Here is an 18,203-nt window from a genome sequence, read left to right on the forward strand (position 1 = left end):
CGGATTGTGATGCGGTGCCATGCTGAGTTAATCTACGAAGTATCAAATGTAACCGATCAGCGTCGTACGCTTGCCAGCGTGCAGCACTAAGATAGGTTCATGACCGTTTCCTCGTCCGCTGCGGAGGGGGAAGGCGGATGATTTTGTTTTGAAAGGTCACTTATGATCAAACAGCTTCTTGCAGTCGGCGTTTCCGCCGCTGCGCTTGCCCTTTCCATCCCCGCTGCGGCGCAGGACGAAATGGAAGAAAAAATCCCGACGCCGGAAATGCATTTCGGCACTTGGGGTGTTGATCCCGATGCTCTCGATCCGGCGGTTGATCCGGGTGATGACTTCTTCGCCTATGTGAATGGCAAATGGATTGCTGACAATCCGATCCCGCCCGAATATGCGCGTTTCGGGGCTTTCAACATCCTGCGCGAGAAATCGACCGCCGATGTGGATGCCTTGGTGGATGAGCTGCTTGCGGCCAATCCTGCTCCGGGGACGCAGGAGCGACGGATTGTCGATGCCTATAACGCCTATATGGATACGAATGCGATCAACAGTGCAGGGTTGGCGCCTGCCAAGCCCTATCTGAACGAGATCATGGCCGCGCAGGATCTGTCGGCCCTGATTGATGTGATGGGCGAACCGGGCGAACCGGCGCTTGTCAGCGGCAGTGTCACGGTCGATTCCAAGGATCCCGACAGCTACATCGTTTCGATCGGCTTTAACGGCATGGGCCTGCCTGATCGTGATTATTATCTGGTCGACAATGAACGTAATCAGGAAATCCGCAAAGCCTATAAGGGCTATCTCGCTTTCCTGCTGGGCAAAGCCGGCTATGCCGCGCCGGAGCAGGCGGCGGAGGCTGTTTATAGTTTCGAACATAGCGTCGCTATGCTGGAATGGGACCGGACGGCTCTGCGCAATCGTGATCTGACTTATAACAAGCTCAGCCGCGCTGAATTGCAGGCGCTGGCGCCTGATTTCCCGCTCGATGAGATGTTGGCATCGCAGGGTTATGGCGATCAACAGACCTTCCTTGCCTCGCAACTGCCCCCGACAGCTGAGGAAAGCGCCGGGCTGGATGCGGCCATGCTGAACGGTATTGGCGGTGGCTTGCCGGCGATGATGAAACTGGTCGACACAGTGCCGCTTGCCACGCTCAAGGCCTATATGGCGGCGCAGTTCCTGTCGAATAACGCCTCCGTTCTGCCGAGCGATATCGATCAGGCGCATTTCAATCTCTATGGCAAATTGCTGAACGGGCAGGAAGAACAACGCCCGCGCTGGAAACGCGCCATTGCCGCGACGGAGAGTGAGCTTGGTGAAGTGCTGGGCAAGATCTATGTCGATCGGTATTTCCCGCCAGAGAACAAGGCCGCGATGGATGATCTGGTCGAGAACTTGCGCCAGGCGCTGGCCGTAAGCATTGCCGAAAATGACTGGATGGGCGATCAGACCAAGAAAGAGGCAGAGGCCAAGCTTAACGCCTTCACGCCCAAGATTGGCTATCCGGATGAATTCAAGACTTATGAAGGTCTGACGATTTCGGCGGACACTCCGCTGGCCAACCGGGTTGCGGCCATGGATTGGCAGCATGACTATGATCTAAGCCGGTTAGGGCAGCCTGTGGACCGCCGCGAATGGTTCATGCTGCCGCAGACCGTGAACGCCTATTACAATCCGGTGATGAACGAAATCGTCTTCCCGGCGGCTATCCTGCAGCCACCCTTCTTCAACGAAACAGCCGATCCGGCCGTGAATTACGGCGCGATTGGTGGCGTGATCGGCCATGAAATGGGCCATGGTTTTGACGACCAGGGCGCAAAGTCCGACGGCACCGGCATGTTGCGCAATTGGTGGACCCCGCAGGACAAGGCGAAATTTGAAGAGCTGACTGGCAAACTGGTGGCGCAATATAACCAGTTCTGTCCCTATGATGATGGCAAAACATGCGTGAATGGCGCCTTCACTCTGGGCGAGAATATCGGTGATCTGGGCGGGCTGAGCCTGGCCTATCGTGCGTATAAAATGTCGCTGGATGGCAAGGAAGCACCGGTCATTGACGGGCTGACGGGCGATCAGCGCTTTTTCCTCGCCTGGGCACAGGTCTGGCGTTCAACCCAGCGCGACGCCGCCGGGCGGCAGCGTCTGATGACCGATCCGCATAGTCCGGAGGAATTCCGGACCAACGGCATCGTGCGCAATATGGACGCCTGGTATGATGCGTTTGACGTGACGCCGGAGGATGATCTCTATCTGCCGCCCGAACAACGCGTGACCATCTGGTAAGCATTTAGCCGATAACCATAAAATATCGGGGTGCGGAACATGTTTGTATCCGTTCCCCCGATACTTCCTGTGAAAAGTCTTTCCTCCGTTCGTCGTGTTTCGCGGAACAAAAGCCTGCCACACCGGCTTTCTCGAACAAGTGGTAAAGAGGTTTTTATGGGCGTTCTATTCATGATCGGCGCCGGGGCCGTCTTGGGATGGCTCTGCTCGATCATCATGCATACGGAAAGCTCGAAAGGAATCTGGCTGGATATCGGGGCAGGAATCCTCGGTGCTTTGCTGGTCGGGCTGATTTTTAACCCAGTTTTTGGCCTTGCTCAATTTGTTGGGGGAACCAATAGTGTGGGTGGTTTGTTGCTATCCCTTGTTGGTTCGGTTTTAATGCTCGTCGCACTTAATGTGTTTTATCGCGGTAAGTTGCGCTAAGAGAGCAGTACGTTACTGAGTTCACTAGGGCGATGGCGCCATTTTAACGGGCCATTGCCCAATATTTGAAGGGGAAATTACCTATGAAGAAACTTATCATGTTCGCTTCCGCAGCAGCTCTCGGCCTCGGCGTTGCCGCATGTGACGGCCCGAAGGAAGAAGCTATGGAAGACCAGGGCGAAGCAATGGAAGCTCAACTGGACTCGCAGGCTGAAGCGCTTGACGATGCCGGCATGGAAGCCGAATCAGACGCCATGGAAGACAAGGCTGACGCCGTCGAAGACGAAATGGAAGAAAAAGCTGATACCGTTGGCGAAGAAATGGACGACAACGCAATGTAATTTCGCGTTCAGCGAAAACAGACGGCCCCGAAGCAATTCGGGGCCGTTTTTGTATCTGCAATCTGCAAACATCGTACGCGGGTTTGGCCCGCCGCGCGATAGGCTCAGACCGGCCGCGCGTCCGAACCTCGGCCACCGGTCAGCTGATATTCCTGTGTCCCGCGATGCAGCACATTGTCGACATCGATCACCGCGGCATTGGCATAGGTGAAGCCGGGTGAGATATTCCGATACAGGCGATCAAAATCGCGCTCCACCGTCTGGCGGTGAAGATCTTCGAAACTGTCGATCACGAAATAGGTCGGCTGGAGATCATCAATCACGTAATCCGTGCGCATGACCCGGTCGACATTCAGCATGATGCGATTGGGGGATTGTCCTTCCAGCGCAAAGATCGCCTCGCGCGGACCCGAGAGGATTCCGGCGCCGAAAATCCGTAGATCGTCATTTTCGCGGATCAGGCCGAATTCCACCGTATACCAATATAATGCGCCCAGCGCCTTCAACCGGTTGTACTGCATGGCCTTCCACCCGGCCTTGCCATATTCCTGCATATAATCGGCCATCACCGGATTGGTAAGCAAGGGCACATGGCCGAACACATCGTGGAAGACATCCGGTTCCTGAATATAATCGAATGTCTCACGCGTGCGGATAAAATTGCCTGCGGGAAAGCGGCGATTGGCCAGATGCCAGAAGAATACGTGGTCCGGGATCAGCATCGGCACGGGCACCACGCTCCAGCCGGTCAGCTTGTTCAGCTGTTCGGACAGCGTTTCAAATTCAGGCACACCGCCTTTGCCCAGATCAAGTCGCTCAAGCCCCTCCAGAAAGGCGCTGCAGGCACGGCCGGGCAAAAGCTCCATCTGCCGCGCGAACAAATCATTCCAGATCGCATCATCATCCGAATCATAGCTGCGCTGTTTCGGCTCGAGCCAGTTTTCGCCGATATGGGACGGCCGGCGAAGGGGGGCGGTGTAGGTTCCTTCCGGAACCCGGGGGATGCGTGAAAAATCTGACATGGTTACTATTGTAACAAACTACACAATCCTTGGCGATGTTCCCGCGCCAAGCGGTGAATTGTTTCCGCCAAGCGCCCAATCGCCAGAATATCGCTGGCTACGCTGCGGAAAGGCTGCGCCTTTGTCATTCGGCAGGACAACAAAAAAGGCGGCCGGATGACCAGCCGCCTTGATTTGTGTGTAACAGGCAAGGCTTCGAAAAGCCCGGCTGCTTACATGTCGTTTTCGGCAGCCTGCGTGGCAGCTTCTGCAGCAGCGGCTGCATCGGCAGCGGCGGCTTCTGCAGCTTCACCCGCTTCGGCAGCGGCGTCAGAAGCAGCTTCGGAGCTTTCGGCAGCATCTTCCGCAGCGTCGGACGCGGCATCCGCATCGGCCACGGGGTCTTCCACACCAGGCTGCATGGCTTCGTCAGCTGGCATTTCCACGGTGTCGGCCATTGCATCCTGCGATGCATTGTCAGAACTTCCGCAAGCAGCAAGGGCCAGAGCGGCGCCGGATGCGAGCAGGGTATAGGCGATTTTCTTCATGAGAAACCTCTCGATAATAATGTCGCAAACAGGATGATATTTCACGTTCGCAGGTGCCGGAACCTAAAGCAGCCAAGACGTGATGCAATGGAAAAGCGATATGCTGAGGCAAAGTGATGCGGGATAAAAGCGTGCCGACGGGTTTTCCTGCCGCCCGCCATCTGCCAGTGATCTGATCATGCATGCTTCCGCATCACCTCCTCCGGGGCCGGCGCAAGATCTGACGCTGGATCCACTTGTCCCGCTGCGCGAAACCTTTGGCTTTTCCGGGTTTCGCGGCCGGCAGGCCGAAGTGGTGGAGCGGGTTCTGGCCGGGCAGTCCACTCTTGCCGTCATGCCGACGGGCGCGGGGAAATCGCTCACCTATCAATTGCCCGCCATCATGCGGGAGGGCACCTGTGTGGTCATTTCGCCCTTGATCGCATTGATGCATGATCAATTGCGGTCAGCGCGCGCCAATGGAATTCGCGCTGCGACGCTGACCAGCGCCGATGCCGACTGGCGCGAAACACAGGATGCCTTCCGCGCTGGTGCGCTCGATCTGCTCTATGTCGCGCCTGAACGGGCCAGTCAGCCCGCTTTCCAAGCCTTGCTGGAAAGCGCGCCCATTGCCCTTTTCGCGATCGACGAAGCGCATTGCGTATCAGAATGGGGGCACGATTTCCGGCCCGATTACCGGGCCTTGCGCCCGTTGCTGGAGCGGTTTGGCGATGTGCCCCGGCTGGCGCTGACCGCGACGGCGGATGCGCATACGCGCGCCGATATTCTGGCGCAGCTCGGCATTCCGGAAAGTGGATTGATCATTGCCGGCTTCGATCGGCCGAATATCCGCTATGCCATTCGCCCCCGTGAAAGTCTGATGCGGCAGCTGACACAGCTGCTGGAGGATGAACCGGGGCCGGGCATTATCTATGCCCCCACCCGCAAGAAGGTGGAGGAGCTGGCGCAGAGGCTGTCCAGCCAGACTGGCCGCAACGTCTTATCCTATCACGCCGGATTGCCGCCGGACGAGCGGGCGGATAATCAGGCGGCATTCGTGGGGAGCGAGGATACGGTCATCGTCGCCACTGTTGCCTTTGGCATGGGGATCGACAAGCCGGATGTGCGCTTTGTGGCCCATGCGGGCATCCCCAAATCGATTGAGGCCTACTACCAGGAAACCGGCCGTGCCGGGCGTGATGGTGACCCGTCGCAGGCGATCATGCTGTGGGGGGCAGAAGATTTCGCCCGCGCGCGCCAGCGTCTGTTTGAAATGGATGAGGGGCGCCGTCAGGGAGAAAGCCAGCGTCTCGACGCACTGGCCGCATTGGTGGAGACCGCCGGGTGCCGCCGCGCGGTGTTGCTGCGCCATTTTGGCGAAAACCCGCCTGAAACCTGCGGTAATTGCGACAATTGCCTTGATCCCCCTGATGTGATCGACGCGACAGAGCTGGCCCGCAAATTGCTGAGCGCGGTGTATCGGACCGGGCAGAGTTATGGCTTTGGCCATATTCAGAAAGTGCTGACCGGCGCGGATGATGAGCGGGTGCGTCAGCGCGGGCATGATCAGTTGAGCGTGTTCGGCATTGTCGAACGCGATGAAGCGCCTTTATTGCGCCCGCTGACCCGGGCTCTGCAGGCACGCGGGCATTTGCTGCCGACCGATCATGGCGGATTGGCGCTGGGCGGTGATGCGCGGGCAGTTCTGGTTGGCGAGCAAATCATTGCCATGGCCCGCCCTCCGGCTCGCAAAACCGGCAGCCGTCGCGGCCAGGCCAATGCCACCCCCAATCCTGTGGGCGACCCTCTGTTCGATGCGCTGCGCAGCTTGCGCCGCGATCTGGCGCGTGCCGCCAAAGTGCCGCCTTACGTTATTTTCCATGACGCGGTGCTGCGCGAATTTACCGAAGCACGGCCCATGGATCTGGCGCAAATGGCGGACATACAGGGGGTTGGGCGCAAAAAACTGGATGCCTATGGCGATGCTTTCCTGCGGGTGATTGCTCAATATTGAGGCAGTGCCAACTTCGCATGTCGCATGGCGCGGGCACCATGCTATCGTCATTTCATGAAAACACGCAGATTCTCGCTTCGCACCGCCGTCACTTTGTGCGGCCTGTCCGTCCTATGCGCTGGCTCTGCGGCGATGGGGCAGGCCCAATCGGGCGCTTTTGAGGTGGAGGAAACCGGGCAGAGCTTCGCGCGGCTGCAACAGGCGGTTAACGCCATTGGCGATGGCAGGGGAACGATTCGCATCGCCAATGGGGTCTATTCCGAATGCGCGGTGCAGGCGGCCGGCGCGGTGACGTATCTGGCGGTTGAAGCGGGGCAGGCGATTTTTGATGGCGTGACATGTGAAGGCAAGGCTGCCCTCGTTCTGCGTGGCCGCAGCGCGCAGGTTTCGGGGCTGGTTTTCCAGAATATGGCTGTGCCTGATTATAATGGGGCGGGCATCCGGCTGGAACGCGGTAATCTGACCGTGGCGCAAAGCTGGTTTCGCGACAGCCAGCAGGGTATCCTGACAGCAGCCGATCCCAATGGGCAAATCGTGATCGATCATTCCACTTTCAGTCGGCTGGGCACATGTGCCGGGGCCGGTGGCTGTGCCCATTCCGCTTATATTGGTGACTATGGCGTCCTGCGCGTGACGCGTAGCCGGTTTGAACAGGGGCGTGGCGGGCATTATCTCAAAAGCCGCGCCCGGAAAAATGATGTCGCCAGCAGTTCCTTCGACGATACGCAGGGCCGCGCCACCAATTACATGATCGACTTGCCGGGGGGATCAGTGGGCCAGATCAGCAACAATCGGTTTGTTCAGGGGCGTGATAAGGAGAATTACTCCGCCCTCATCGCCATCGCGGCGGAGGGGCAGCCCCACACATCGGAAGGCCTGCAGATCATCGGCAATGATGCGCGGGTCGCTCCCGATGTGCAGCACGACACCACTTTTGTGGCCAATTGGTCAGACGATAATGTTCGGCTATCGGATAATAAGCTGGGTCCACGGATCCAGAAATATGAACGACGGTGAGCCGGGTCAAAAGCTGCCGAAATTTGCGAAATGGCTGATGCGTTCCTATCTTTCCTTTGAAAGACAAGGAGATGGCCTATGGCAGGCGGATGGACCCGCGATGGCGCGGTGCAGGATCAGATCGATGATACGGTAAAGGATGCGGTGCAGCGCGCGCGTGCATCCTTGGCGCAGGGCGAAGCGGCGCGTGAATGCTCGATTTGCGGTGAGGACATTCCCGAGGCCCGGCGCAAGGCGCTGCCAGGCGCGCGGACCTGTGTTGCCTGTCAGCAGGAACGCGACAGCAGCAACCGGGCCAGCAGTGCTTTCAATCGCCGTGGAAGTAAAGACAGCCAGCTGCGGTAGTCGGATAGATCCATGAGCAGCCGGAGGTTCAGAATGTGCCGTTGATCCGCCGTTACGGCTTAATCCAGCAAATGACCCGCCCGATCGCGCTTCGTATCGAGATAGCGCGCATTATGCGGATTGGCGGGCAACTGATGCGGCACCCTCTGGCTGATATTCACCCCGGCGGAGGATAGTGCCGCGACTTTAGCCGGATTATTGGTCATCAGCCGGATGGCACCGACATGCAGCAATTCCAGCATTCGTGCGGCAACCGGGAAATCGCGGGCTTCATCGGGCAGGCCCAGCCGCCGGTTGGCATCCACCGTGTCATATCCCTGATCCTGCAGCCGATAGGCACGTAGCTTGTTGATCAGGCCGATGCCGCGCCCTTCCTGCCTCAGATAAAGCAATACGCCCCAGCCGCCCTGTTCGGCCTCTTTCGCCATGGCGGCCAGCGCGGCATCAAGCTGCGGCCCGCAATCACATTTCAGGCTGCCCAGAATGTCTCCGGTCAGACATTCGCTATGCAGCCGGACCAGCGGCGGACGATCAGCATTCTGTTCGCCTATGATGAGTGCGACATGTTCGCGCAGATCATTGGTCGAACGGAACGCCACGATTTGCGCATCTTCGCAGGCCGCCACCGGCAATGTGGCCCGCGTGGCTATGGTCAGCGCGCCGCTGTCTTTCCAGCAATCCAGATCGGCCGGATCAAGCGTAACCGGCTCAGCCAGTTGGTCGGCACCAGCCGGATCGCCCATGTGGGGGGCGACCAGAAAGGCGGGCAGGATCCCGGCCAGCCGTGCCAGATCGAGTGCCGCCGCGGCGGCTTCGTCCCATTCCAGCGTTTCTGCGCGAAATGGCCCTTTTAGTGGGCTGACCAGATCACGCGAAGGATCGGCGATGTCGCGTGCGGCGGCGAGGGCGAAATCGTCCGCTCCGCGAATCAGGACCGGGGCATGGGGGGGGGCGGCATCTCGCTGATTCGTCAGTTTGAGCGTGACGGCCCGCGATGCACCGAGCAGCATGTGCGGCGCCTGCGCCGCGGGAGAAATGGCTGTTTCCACCGGGAGGAGCACGGGAGCGCCCGCGAGTGCTATTGGCCAGCCATGCCGCAAACCGTCAATCGCCTGTGCTACGCGGCGTTCGGGCGAGGGGGACTGCGCCCGGGCGGGGTCAGATGATCCGGATGATGGCGGCGAAGCGGTGCTCAGAGATCAAACTCCGTCAGCAAAGGCACGTGGTCAGAAGGTTTTTCCCAGTCGCGCGCCGCTTCCAGAACCGAATGGCCCACTGATTGCTGCGCCAATTCGGGCGAGGCCCACATATGGTCCAGCCGCCGTCCGCGATCATTCACTTTCCAATCCTTGGAGCGGTAGCTCCACCAGCTGAAATAGCGTTCAGGCGCGGGAATGTGTTTGCGGCCAATATCGGTCCAGCCATGGGCATCCTGAAAACGCTGCAACGTTTCCACTTCCAGCGGGGTATGGCTGACGACTTTCAGCAATTGCTTGTGGTTCCAGACATCGCTTTCCAGCGGGGCGATGTTGAAATCCCCCACGATCAGCGTGGGACGGTCAATCTTGCCCGCCCACTGCGTCATGCGCTCGAGGAAATCGAGCTTCTGGCCGAATTTCACATTCTGCTCGCGATCCGGAATGTCGCCGCCGGCCGGGACATAGACATTTTCCACGATCATGCCCTTTCCAGGGCCGAGCAATTCGACGCCGACATGGCGCGCTTCGCCATTATCCTGCCAGTCATGCCGCGAAAATTCCCGCAAGGGGATGCGGCTGACCGTGGCCACGCCGTGATAGCCCTTCTGACCATGCACGGCGACATGTTCATATCCAAGATCGGCAAAGGCCTTGAACGGGAAGCTCTGCTCGATCGTCTTGATCTCCTGCAGGCAGAGCACATCGGGTGCTTCCTCCTGCAGATATTGGGAGACGATGGGCATCCTGAGACGCACCGAATTGATGTTCCAGCTTGCAATCTTGACCATGGCCGGGGGCAATAGGCCGTGTTGCGCGGAATGGGAAGAGTCGGGCGCGGTGACTGCGGACAATCCGCCAGCGGCGGTCAGGCTGTTACAGGCAAAGAAAAACCCTCACCCCGGGGGCATTGGGGCGAGGGTTCATCAACAGCGTTCGTCACGCTAACAAGCCGGCTCTGCGATGGCAGGGCAACAGGGGGGAAAACCCGCTCATCACCGTCTTGTTGATTCGGTTTTAGGCGTAGCAGGCTTTCTGATCGATGAATGAAAGCCTAGGCTTTGTCGCTGCCATGGCACGTCTCACCGCCAAGCGGCGAATTACCGTGGCCGGCGTGACCGGCGACGCGGATCGCGATAGGTAAAAGCGCTGTCTGAAACCGAAACGCCGTAACGCTGATTCGAAAGACGGACGGTCGTGCGCTTGTTCTGCGAATCGAGCGCAACCCAGCTATTGAGCTCAAAGCCGCCAGGGGCAGCGGAATTACGCAGGAATACCAGAGTGATCACGCCATATTCCGGCCGCTTGGGATCACGCACTTCCACGCTGATCACATTGGGATCGCCAGTAGGCTTGAGCTTGCCGTATTTCTTCAGATCACGGCTGGGATCAAGCAGCGCACCCAGCGGGGAATTGCTGATTGGCCAGCGCTGAACCTGCTGCACATCGTAATCGACCAGGGTCAGCGCATCGCCATTGGATACGATCAGCATATTGACCGCATCTTCATATTCGAAACGAATTTTGCCGGGGCGCTTAAGCGTCAGTTCGCCGCCGACCGTCTGGCCGGAGCGATCCGTCTGCACGAAGTCCGCGCGCATCGTTTTAATCCCGCGCAAGGCGGCGACGGCGCTATCAAGCTGCGAAGACGAAGTCGCCGCTGTCGCGGTGACAGGCGCGACCAGCGCCGCCGGAGCAGCGAGCGAAAGCAACCCGGCCGCGAAAACGCGCCCGGGTTTTTTGAGCAGAGAAAATTGTGTAATCATAAAACGAGTTCCAAGCAGTTCAGCGTTGAACCCGTTCTGAACCTCAAAGGTTCCTGCCGTTCAGCAAAGCCGAAGATTACTTGATCTTGGCTTCCTTGAACTCGACATGCTTGCGCACGACGGGGTCATATTTACGGAAGGTCATCTTCTCGGTCGTGTTGCGCGGGTTCTTCTTCGTGACGTAGAAAAAACCTGTGTCAGCGGTGGAGACCAGCTTGATCTTGACGGTTGCGGGCTTCGCCATGGCTCAAATCCTGAAATGTTCGACAAGCGGCCGCGGCGGGCCGAAACAACAAAGCGGCGCAAAGTGCGCCGCCCTTCAAGGCGAGGCCATTGCGTCAGGCGTGGTGAAAAGTCAAGCCCACCGTGGTGCAAAGCATCGGTTTGCCGCGCAATTTACCAGTCCACCTTGCCGCGATTGGCCTTCACGGTACCGCGCGCCTTCTTGGATTTCAGCCGCTTTGTCTTGCCCACGCGATTGACGCGGCTTTTCTTGCGCTTTCTGGGTTCTTCCTCGGCCTGTTCGATCAGGGCGGCGAGTCTCTCCCGCGCATCCTGCCGATTCGCGTCCTGCGTGCGGTGGTTGCGCGCCGTCAGCACGATTTCGCCGCGCGAATTCATTCGCGTTCCCGCAAGATCCTTCAAACGGTGAAAAACGGGTGGGGACAGGCGCAGCGCAAAGACATCCAGCCGCAATTGTACGGCGGTGGCGACCTTGTTCACATTCTGGCCGCCGGGGCCGGATGATGCGATGAAACTTTCTTCCGAAAGTGCAACCGCACGCTGAGCAAGGCCCGACCCCGAATCAGCCATCAGCAAAACCAAGCCGGGAAAAGGCATGGGGCAATGGCGCCGCCGCTTCCACCGGGAGCTTGCCGATTCGCTCGACCCGCAGCGATGCCGCATGCAGCATCATGCGCGATACGCGCTGATCCGGGCGGCCATATAGGGGATCGCCCAGCAAGGGCACGCCCAGGCCGGAGGCCGCATGAACGCGAATCTGATGGGTGCGCCCGGTTTCCGGGCGAAATTCGACAAAGGTCAGCCCGTCCTTTTCCGCCAGTTTGGTCCAGTGGGTGACGGAAGGCTGGCCCTTCTTCGCCAGAATCATGCGCCAGCCACGATTCTGGCTGCTGACTTTGGCGAGCGACAATTCCACCGTGCCTTCATCCTCCGCCAGTTCACCGGCGAGCACACCGAGATAGCGCTTTTCAACCTGGCGCTCCTCAAAGCTCTTGGCGAAACGCTTCAGCGCCTTGGGATTGCGGGCGAGTAACAGGCAGCCAGAGGTGTCGGTATCGAGCCGGTGGACGGGCATGGGCGCGCGCTGGAAGCCCAGTTTCAGCGCGTCATACCAATCGGACAGCGACGGTCCGCCCTTGCGCGGCCGTTCCATCGGCTGGCCAGCGGCCTTGTCGATAACCAGCGCTTCGCCATCTTCGAACAGGATCGAGGGGCGTCCGGGGGCAGATGAATTCATGGCGTCGTCTTTTTCATGATAGGGCCAATGTGATGCGGCGCAGGGCTTCTTCAAGCACGGCATCATCCGCGGCGAAGCTGATTCGGAACCCGTCGACACCGCCAAAAGCCGATGCCGCCACCACGGCCACGCCATGTTCCAGCAGGTGCAGCGCCAGCGCTTCATCATTGCCATAGGTCTGCATCAGCGGCGCGGCATCAATGAAGCAGTAAAATGCGCCGTCGGGAGATGGCGTGGAAAGCCCGGGGCAGGCATTGATTCCCTGCACCACCAGATCCCGGCGTTGGCGAAAACGCTCCCGCCATTCATCCAGGAAGTCTTGCGGCCCGGTAAAGGCAGCCACAGCGGCGGCCTGACTGATGGAGCAGGCATTGCCCGATGAATTGCTTTGCAGCCGCCCCATCGCCTCCAGCAACCAACCCGGCCCGGTGGCGACGCCGATACGAAAGCCGGTCATCGCGTGGCTTTTGGACACACCGGATATGGTGCATACGCGCGGCTTCAGATCCGGACACAAGGCCGCCAATGTTCGATGCGGCTGGCCGGTGTAATTGAGCGGCGCATAAATATCATCGCTGAGCACCATCACATGCGGGTGGCGGCGCAGGACTTCGCCGATTTCGGCCAGCAGTCCGGCTGAATACACCGCACCGGTGGGGTTGCCCGGACTGTTGAGCAACAGCCAGCGCGTGCGGGGCGTGATTACGGCCTCCAGCTCGCGCGCGGTGAAGCAGAAATTGTTGTCCGCCTGCGTGACCAGCGGAACGACCTGCCCCCCGGCATATTTGACGATCTGCGCATAGCTGACCCACCACGGGTTGGGGATGACCACTTCATCGCCGGCATTCACCGTGGCAACCAGTGCTTCGAAAATCGCCTGTTTCCCGCCGGCAGAAACGATCACGTCTTTGGCTGCGGTAGGAAGACCGAGATCACGCTCGAAATGCGTCGCGGCTGCTTCTTTCAGCTGCTGCGTGCCGATGACCGGCGTATATTTGGTGAGCCCGCGATCCAGTGCGTCCTTGGCTGCGGCGATGACATGGGCAGGGGTCGGGAAATCCGGTTCGCCAACCGATAGCGAGATGATGTCCCGCCCGGCCTCACGGAGAGCGCTCGCGCGGTCAGTCATGGCGGTTGTCCCGGATGGTTCCATGCGTTCCAGCGCGCGGGACAGCAATATTTCGCTCATTATAAAGTGGCTCTCATAAGTCCCCGCAGGGCATTGCCGATCCAGAAACCGTCGCCGAGTTCATCCAGCATGATATCGGCTTCCTCAGCCTTGCCCCCATCGATCAGCGACTGGCGCAGAATGCCGGGCAGGAGGCCAAGCGACAGGCGCGGCGTGTAAAGCATACCGCCGCGTTCCACAAAGATATTGGTGTAACACCCTTCGCTCACCCGGCCATCCTCGCGCACCAGCACAGCTTCCACTGCGCCATTTTCGCGCGCAACACTCAGCGCATCATTATAGAAATGGCGATCGGTGGTCTTGTGGCGGAGCCGCCAGTCGCCCGCCACTGTGGGATGGGGCAGGGCAATACATTGCACTGGCTCGGCCATCGGGCGGGCGGGCATGGGGCCGGCGTCGAGCGTGATGGCACCGCTGCGTGCCAGCAACAGGCGCAAACGGGCGGGCTGCTCGAGTTCGAAACACACCGCCTGAATGCGGTTGCGCGCCTCATGCCGGTCAAAGTGAAAGCCCAGCTCTGCGGCGCTGGCCTTGATTCGGCCAAGATGCAATTCAAGCTCAGGGATGCCGTTTTCGGGATGGAAGCCCATGGTTTCGATCAGATCGAAGCCGCCGGCCGTTTTGCGGGTGAAGCCGCCTTTGACAAGGCATTCGCGCCATTCATCCATGGCGTCGCTATCGGCCACGATGGCACCGCCCACACCGAGCTCTGCGCTATGTCGCTGATTTTCACCCGGGGTCAGGCGCAAGGTGCGGATCGCCACGTTGAAGCTGGCATTGCCAGCCGCATCGATCGCGCCGATTGAGCCGCAATAGGGGCCGCGGGCATCGCGCTCCACTTCATCAATCAGCTCCATCGCGCGGATCTTGGGCGCTCCGGTGATCGATCCGCAGGGGAACAGCGCACGGATGACATCCATCGCGCCCTTTTGCGGCTGCATGACGGCGTTGATGGTGGAAACCATCGTGTGCACGGTGGGATAGGTTTCAATCGTGAAGGGCGCATCGACCTGAACCGAACCCGGGCGGGCCACGCGGGACAGATCATTGCGCATCAGATCGACGATCATCAGGTTTTCGGCTTTGTCCTTGGCCGATGCGGCCAGTTCGCGCGCCAGTTCCGCGTCGCGTTCCGGCGTGGTGCCGCGCGGGCGGGTGCCTTTCATCGGGCGGCATTCGACCCTGTCGCCCTTCAGTTCAAAGAACAGTTCGGGGCTGAAGCTCAGCAGCCAGTGCGATCCGTCGAAGATGATGCCGCCATGACCCGCGGCCGCTTCCGCCCGGATGCGGGCATAAATTTCCAGCGGGTCGCCCTCGGCAGCACCCGCCAGCGGGAAAGTGAGATTGGCCTGATAGATATCACCAGCGCGAATGGCCTGCTGCAACCGATCGAATGCCGCGCAATAGGCGCCGGTTGAAATTTGCGGATCAAGCGGGCCGAGTGTTGCCGGGCGATCTGCTGCACCGGCTGAGCCGTGATCCGCCAGCCATTGCGGGACGGCGTAGCTGGCTATCCGGGTTTCGTTGTCGAACAGGCCAAACCAGACCAAGGGCCCTTTGCTGCCGCAGCGCGGTGCGGCGAGCGTTTCCAGCCGTCCTTCCAGTGCGAGTCCGGCTTCATAGGATAGATAGCCGGCCAGAATGCCGCCGTTTTCTTGCTGTGCCTGTTCGGCCTGCTGCAATATGCCGGGCACATCTTCAGGGCGGCGCGCAATGAACAGCGCGCGGGGGTTTTCAAACAAGCGCGCATCACCGGGATTTTCGGTGCGCGCATCATCCAGCAATATGAAAGGGTCGTGACCAAGCATCGCCCTCTGCCTTACCGCGAATTGCGCCGAAGTCGAGCGCTTGACAGCGCCTTTTCAGAAGGAATTTCAGTCAACAGGTGGGCGATCCCGCCCCGAAGCCTGATGGCTTGGGGACGGGACGTGTCGCCGGGCGGCTTAGCGGGCCAGCCATGCCTTGATACCGGCGCGCATTTTCGGCGCGGCGGCAATCCGTTGGCGCAGGGCAGCAATCGCCTTGTCCACCGGCTTGGCTTCATCAGCATCCAGAGTGCTGCGATAGGCTTCCAGCTTGGTCAGCATGGTCGGCTCATCGGATGATGACACCACACGGGTAATGAAGCGTGAGCGGCCAGCATTATCAACCAGCTCGTCCACACGGTCCTGATTCGCCCGGATGAAATCGAAGGCCAGCTCCGGATAGTTCTGGGCAACGCTGGTGATGATCGACGCACTCACCGTTTTGCCGGGCTTATCCGTCAGGGCAAGATCCAGCGCCTGTTGCGCAATGGCCTTGTCCTTCGATGCGCCGAGCAGACGGTAATAGGTCGAACGTTCCACCGCGCTGTTCGACTTCGCAGCGAGGTTGGCCAGCATCGTCCATTCCTCCGCACTGGCATTGCGCGCAGCGACAGCCAGCAGAGTGGTCTTCAGCGGGCCGTCCAGCGCCTGCGGATTGTCTTTCAGCTCTGCGAAGCGGCTGCGGATCGCATTCACGACTTCCGGATTGCCGAGCGTTCCCAGCGTGCCGAGCAGTGCCGAGCGCAGATTGGCATCGATCAGCTTTTCACCCTTGCGGGGTTCGAAACCAAGCTGCTGCAGGCGCGGCAGCCATTTCTGCGCGATCAGCGCATTGAATTGCGCCTCTTCCGGTTCGCCTTCGAGATAGCCCGCCAGATCGGACCAGATACCGACCGCCGAGCGTGCGACCACTGGATCGGCGTTCTGCGGGACTGCCGAGAGCATGTCGAGCGCGGAGCCAAGCGGTTGATAGCCCGCCTCTGCCAGAGCGATATTGTCATAGACGAGGCCCATCTGGTCGATCGGGGCAATATCAGGCAGGGTTTTGGTCAGATCAGCGCGCATATCATCGGCATAGAGCGTGCGGAAATAGCCCAGCTGACCGGCATTGACGATGACCGTGCCGCAGCCTGGCAGGGTCAGCGAGGTGGACCCTTTCAGAATATGGCGCGTCGGGGCATTGTCACCGACAGAAATCAGCAGCGGCACATTCCAGCTTTGCGGATTGGCAGCAGCTTCTTCGCGCCGGTCCTGACTGAATTCGCTCTGCGTCAGGGCCAGTTTGGTCGAGCCATTCACGCATTGACCCTCAACCATCACCAGCGGAACGCCGGGCTGACGGGTGAATTGATCGGCAATGGTGGTGAGACCGGGCGCGCCAGCCTTTTCAACCGCCTGCCACAGATCCTTGCTCTGCGTGTTCCCGTATTTGTTGGCCTGCATGTAATCCTGCAGACCCGTCCGCCAGATATCCTCGCCAGCATAGGCTTCCAGCATGGCGATGACGGCTTCACCCTTTTGATAGGTGATGGCGTCGAAGGCCTGATTGGTTTCCTCCACCGTGCGGATTTTCTGCACGACCGGATGGGTGGTTTCGAAACTGTCGAGCCCCATCGCATATTCGCGGCCATTTACGCGGCCGAGCAGCGCCTGCCATTCGGGATTGAAATGGTCGGTCGCCTTGGTTTCCATCCAGCTGGCGAAACCTTCATTCAGCCAGAGATCGTCCCACCATGCCATGGTGACCAGATCGCCGAACCATTGATGCGCGACTTCATGCGCCTGCGTCACGTAAATCTGCTGGCGCACGGCGGGGCTGGTGATCGCGGGATCGTTGAGGAGGATGCGTTCGAACGTGAACACCGCGCCCCAGTTTTCCATGGCGCCGAAAAATTGCGACTGGCCGGGACCGGCAATATTGTCGAGCTTCGGCAGTGGGTAATCGACGCCGAAATAATCGTTGTAATAGCCGACCAGCGGGGCAAGCGTGTCGAGCGCATAGCGCGATTCTTCGCCGCTACCGGTGGGCGCAACGATGCCCACTTCGGTGCCGCTGGGCGTGGCTTTCGCCATGCGTTCAAAATCGCCAAGGCCGAAGAACAGCAGATAGGAGGACATTTTCGGGCTGGTGCCGAACGTGACCTGTTTGAAACCGTTGCCCAGCTCCTTTTCACTGGCCACCGGCATATTGCTCACCGCCATCTGGTCGGCGGGAACGATGGCGGATAGATCGAAGGTCGCCTTGTAAATCGGCTCGTCAAACATCGGTGCGAAGCGGCGCGCATCGGGCGCTTCGAACTGGGTGAACAGACCACGGCGGTCTTCACCCGTCACTTTGTCGGGGTAATCCAGTGCAAACAGGCCGTTGGCCTGCGTGTTGATCGTGCCGGTATAGGCCGTGTCGAGGCGATATTTGCCTGGCTCGATGGTCTCGCCATTGGCGAAGGACACGGTCTGTTTTTCCGGATCGAGCGCTGCCTGCATCTCCATCACGCTGCCGTCGGCGGCGATCAGGCTGGCCTTGGTAATGTCCAGATCAGCCGCGCTCAGCACCAGCGCATCGGCCGCTTCATAGACTTCCAGGTCCACGCTGGACACACCCGAGAAGGTCAGATTGGCCGCATCGGGCGTGATGGTGATGGAATAATGCGACGGGCGCGCAATGCGGGGCAGGTCGCTGGGGATTGAGGCGGGGACTGGCGCACCGGACAATTGCGGTGTCTGGCCTGCATCATTCGCCGGAATGGAGGCGCATCCAGCCAGCAACATCGCGGCCAGGGATGGGAAAATTATACGCATGTTCTTAGGAGACTCCG

The 18,203-nt window shown here is 59.7% G+C and carries 17 protein-coding genes; 6 read left to right on the forward strand and 11 right to left on the reverse strand.

Going from position 1 to position 18,203, the window contains the following annotated elements; genetic code table 11:
* Window positions 1-162 precede the first annotated feature (162 nt).
* From GRI91_RS08655 to GRI91_RS08665, 3 genes are all read left to right on the forward strand, one after another.
* Window positions 163-2,280 carry a M13 family metallopeptidase gene (locus GRI91_RS08655; RefSeq protein WP_160736244.1) on the forward strand — a complete coding sequence of 706 codons (2,118 nt, stop codon included), beginning with the start codon at window positions 163-165 and terminating at the stop codon, window positions 2,278-2,280.
* 156 nt (window positions 2,281-2,436) lie between these two features.
* Window positions 2,437-2,706: a GlsB/YeaQ/YmgE family stress response membrane protein gene (locus GRI91_RS08660; RefSeq protein ID WP_160736245.1), complete on the forward strand. Its 270-nt coding sequence runs from the start codon at window positions 2,437-2,439 to the stop codon at window positions 2,704-2,706.
* Between the two features lie 83 nt (window positions 2,707-2,789).
* Complete coding sequence (locus GRI91_RS08665; RefSeq protein ID WP_160736246.1) at window positions 2,790-3,047, forward strand: hypothetical protein; 258 nt, start codon at window positions 2,790-2,792, stop codon at window positions 3,045-3,047.
* Between the two features lie 104 nt (window positions 3,048-3,151).
* Here the strand turns inward: GRI91_RS08665 and phhA are convergent, their stop codons facing one another.
* Window positions 3,152-4,069 (reverse strand): phenylalanine 4-monooxygenase, encoded by a 918-nt coding sequence (phhA, locus tag GRI91_RS08670; protein WP_160736247.1) that lies wholly within the window; start codon window positions 4,067-4,069, stop codon window positions 3,152-3,154.
* Between the two features lie 212 nt (window positions 4,070-4,281).
* Complete coding sequence (locus tag GRI91_RS08675; RefSeq protein ID WP_160736248.1) at window positions 4,282-4,596, reverse strand: hypothetical protein; 315 nt, start codon at window positions 4,594-4,596, stop codon at window positions 4,282-4,284.
* A 178-nt stretch (window positions 4,597-4,774) separates the two neighbouring features.
* On the opposite strand from GRI91_RS08675, the gene recQ reads away from it, so the two are divergent.
* The 3 genes from recQ (at window position 4,775) to GRI91_RS08690 (ending at window position 7,951) form a co-directional block, all read left to right on the forward strand.
* Window positions 4,775-6,589 carry a DNA helicase RecQ gene (gene recQ, locus GRI91_RS08680; RefSeq protein ID WP_160736249.1) on the forward strand — a complete coding sequence of 605 codons (1,815 nt, stop codon included), beginning with the start codon at window positions 4,775-4,777 and terminating at the stop codon, window positions 6,587-6,589.
* 54 nt (window positions 6,590-6,643) lie between these two features.
* The gene (locus GRI91_RS08685) at window positions 6,644-7,606 is read left to right on the forward strand and encodes a right-handed parallel beta-helix repeat-containing protein (RefSeq protein ID WP_237437753.1); all 963 of its coding nucleotides are present in this window, start codon (window positions 6,644-6,646) and stop codon (window positions 7,604-7,606) included.
* 78 nt (window positions 7,607-7,684) lie between these two features.
* Window positions 7,685-7,951, forward strand: coding sequence for a DksA/TraR family C4-type zinc finger protein (locus tag GRI91_RS08690; RefSeq protein ID WP_160736250.1), 267 nt, complete (start codon window positions 7,685-7,687; stop codon window positions 7,949-7,951).
* Between the two features lie 59 nt (window positions 7,952-8,010).
* Here GRI91_RS08690 and ribA read toward each other — a convergent pair whose 3' ends face one another.
* The 9 genes from ribA to GRI91_RS08735 all read right to left on the reverse strand — a co-directional run bounded on the left by ribA (window position 8,011) and on the right by GRI91_RS08735 (window position 18,186).
* Window positions 8,011-9,060: a GTP cyclohydrolase II gene (gene ribA, locus GRI91_RS08695; protein WP_337190349.1), complete on the reverse strand. Its 1,050-nt coding sequence runs from the start codon at window positions 9,058-9,060 to the stop codon at window positions 8,011-8,013.
* Window positions 9,061-9,143: 83 nt separating this feature from the next.
* Window positions 9,144-9,938 carry an exodeoxyribonuclease III gene (locus tag GRI91_RS08700; protein ID WP_160736252.1) on the reverse strand — a complete coding sequence of 265 codons (795 nt, stop codon included), beginning with the start codon at window positions 9,936-9,938 and terminating at the stop codon, window positions 9,144-9,146.
* Window positions 9,939-10,247: 309 nt separating this feature from the next.
* Window positions 10,248-10,913 (reverse strand): LolA family protein, encoded by a 666-nt coding sequence (locus tag GRI91_RS08705; RefSeq protein ID WP_160736253.1) that lies wholly within the window; start codon window positions 10,911-10,913, stop codon window positions 10,248-10,250.
* A 76-nt stretch (window positions 10,914-10,989) separates the two neighbouring features.
* On the reverse strand, window positions 10,990-11,157 hold the full coding sequence (gene rpmG, locus GRI91_RS08710; protein ID WP_160736254.1) for a 50S ribosomal protein L33: 168 nt from the start codon (window positions 11,155-11,157) through the stop codon (window positions 10,990-10,992).
* 152 nt (window positions 11,158-11,309) lie between these two features.
* Entirely contained in the window at window positions 11,310-11,726 is a 417-nt protein-coding gene (gene arfB / locus GRI91_RS08715; RefSeq protein ID WP_160736255.1) for an alternative ribosome rescue aminoacyl-tRNA hydrolase ArfB, read from the reverse strand.
* Entirely contained in the window at window positions 11,719-12,393 is a 675-nt protein-coding gene (locus tag GRI91_RS08720) for an RluA family pseudouridine synthase (RefSeq protein WP_160736256.1), read from the reverse strand. The genes arfB and GRI91_RS08720 overlap by 8 nt, the downstream gene beginning before the upstream one ends.
* Before the next feature lie 13 nt (window positions 12,394-12,406).
* Window positions 12,407-13,573, reverse strand: coding sequence for a pyridoxal phosphate-dependent aminotransferase (locus GRI91_RS08725; RefSeq protein WP_419866837.1), 1,167 nt, complete (start codon window positions 13,571-13,573; stop codon window positions 12,407-12,409).
* An 8-nt stretch (window positions 13,574-13,581) separates the two neighbouring features.
* On the reverse strand, window positions 13,582-15,390 hold the full coding sequence (gene pabB / locus GRI91_RS08730; protein ID WP_160736258.1) for an aminodeoxychorismate synthase component I: 1,809 nt from the start codon (window positions 15,388-15,390) through the stop codon (window positions 13,582-13,584).
* A 135-nt stretch (window positions 15,391-15,525) separates the two neighbouring features.
* On the reverse strand, window positions 15,526-18,186 hold the full coding sequence (locus GRI91_RS08735) for a M1 family metallopeptidase (RefSeq protein ID WP_160736259.1): 2,661 nt from the start codon (window positions 18,184-18,186) through the stop codon (window positions 15,526-15,528).
* Window positions 18,187-18,203: the final 17 nt, after the last annotated feature.

This window comes from Altericroceibacterium endophyticum, from assembly GCF_009827595.1.
Lineage (GTDB): Bacteria > Pseudomonadota > Alphaproteobacteria > Sphingomonadales > Sphingomonadaceae > Altericroceibacterium > Altericroceibacterium endophyticum.

Excerpts from the sequence above, each read along its gene's own strand:
- GRI91_RS08665 (WP_160736246.1), top strand. The coding sequence starts at position 2,790 with ATGAAGAAACTTATCATGTTCGCTTCCGCAGCAGCTCTCGGCCTCGGC.
- GRI91_RS08735 (WP_160736259.1), bottom strand. The coding sequence starts at position 18,186 with ATGCGTATAATTTTCCCATCCCTGGCCGCGATGTTGCTGGCTGGATGC.
- rpmG (WP_160736254.1), bottom strand. The coding sequence starts at position 11,157 with ATGGCGAAGCCCGCAACCGTCAAGATCAAGCTGGTCTCCACCGCTGAC.
- GRI91_RS08690 (WP_160736250.1), top strand. The coding sequence starts at position 7,685 with ATGGCAGGCGGATGGACCCGCGATGGCGCGGTGCAGGATCAGATCGAT.
- GRI91_RS08655 (WP_160736244.1), top strand. The coding sequence starts at position 163 with ATGATCAAACAGCTTCTTGCAGTCGGCGTTTCCGCCGCTGCGCTTGCC.
- GRI91_RS08705 (WP_160736253.1), bottom strand. The coding sequence starts at position 10,913 with ATGATTACACAATTTTCTCTGCTCAAAAAACCCGGGCGCGTTTTCGCG.
- arfB (WP_160736255.1), bottom strand. The coding sequence starts at position 11,726 with ATGGCTGATTCGGGGTCGGGCCTTGCTCAGCGTGCGGTTGCACTTTCG.
- GRI91_RS08720 (WP_160736256.1), bottom strand. The coding sequence starts at position 12,393 with ATGAATTCATCTGCCCCCGGACGCCCCTCGATCCTGTTCGAAGATGGC.
- GRI91_RS08675 (WP_160736248.1), bottom strand. The coding sequence starts at position 4,596 with ATGAAGAAAATCGCCTATACCCTGCTCGCATCCGGCGCCGCTCTGGCC.
- GRI91_RS08700 (WP_160736252.1), bottom strand. The coding sequence starts at position 9,938 with ATGGTCAAGATTGCAAGCTGGAACATCAATTCGGTGCGTCTCAGGATG.
- GRI91_RS08685 (WP_237437753.1), top strand. The coding sequence starts at position 6,644 with ATGAAAACACGCAGATTCTCGCTTCGCACCGCCGTCACTTTGTGCGGC.
- recQ (WP_160736249.1), top strand. The coding sequence starts at position 4,775 with ATGCATGCTTCCGCATCACCTCCTCCGGGGCCGGCGCAAGATCTGACG.
- pabB (WP_160736258.1), bottom strand. The coding sequence starts at position 15,390 with ATGCTTGGTCACGACCCTTTCATATTGCTGGATGATGCGCGCACCGAA.
- phhA (WP_160736247.1), bottom strand. The coding sequence starts at position 4,069 with ATGTCAGATTTTTCACGCATCCCCCGGGTTCCGGAAGGAACCTACACC.
- GRI91_RS08660 (WP_160736245.1), top strand. The coding sequence starts at position 2,437 with ATGGGCGTTCTATTCATGATCGGCGCCGGGGCCGTCTTGGGATGGCTC.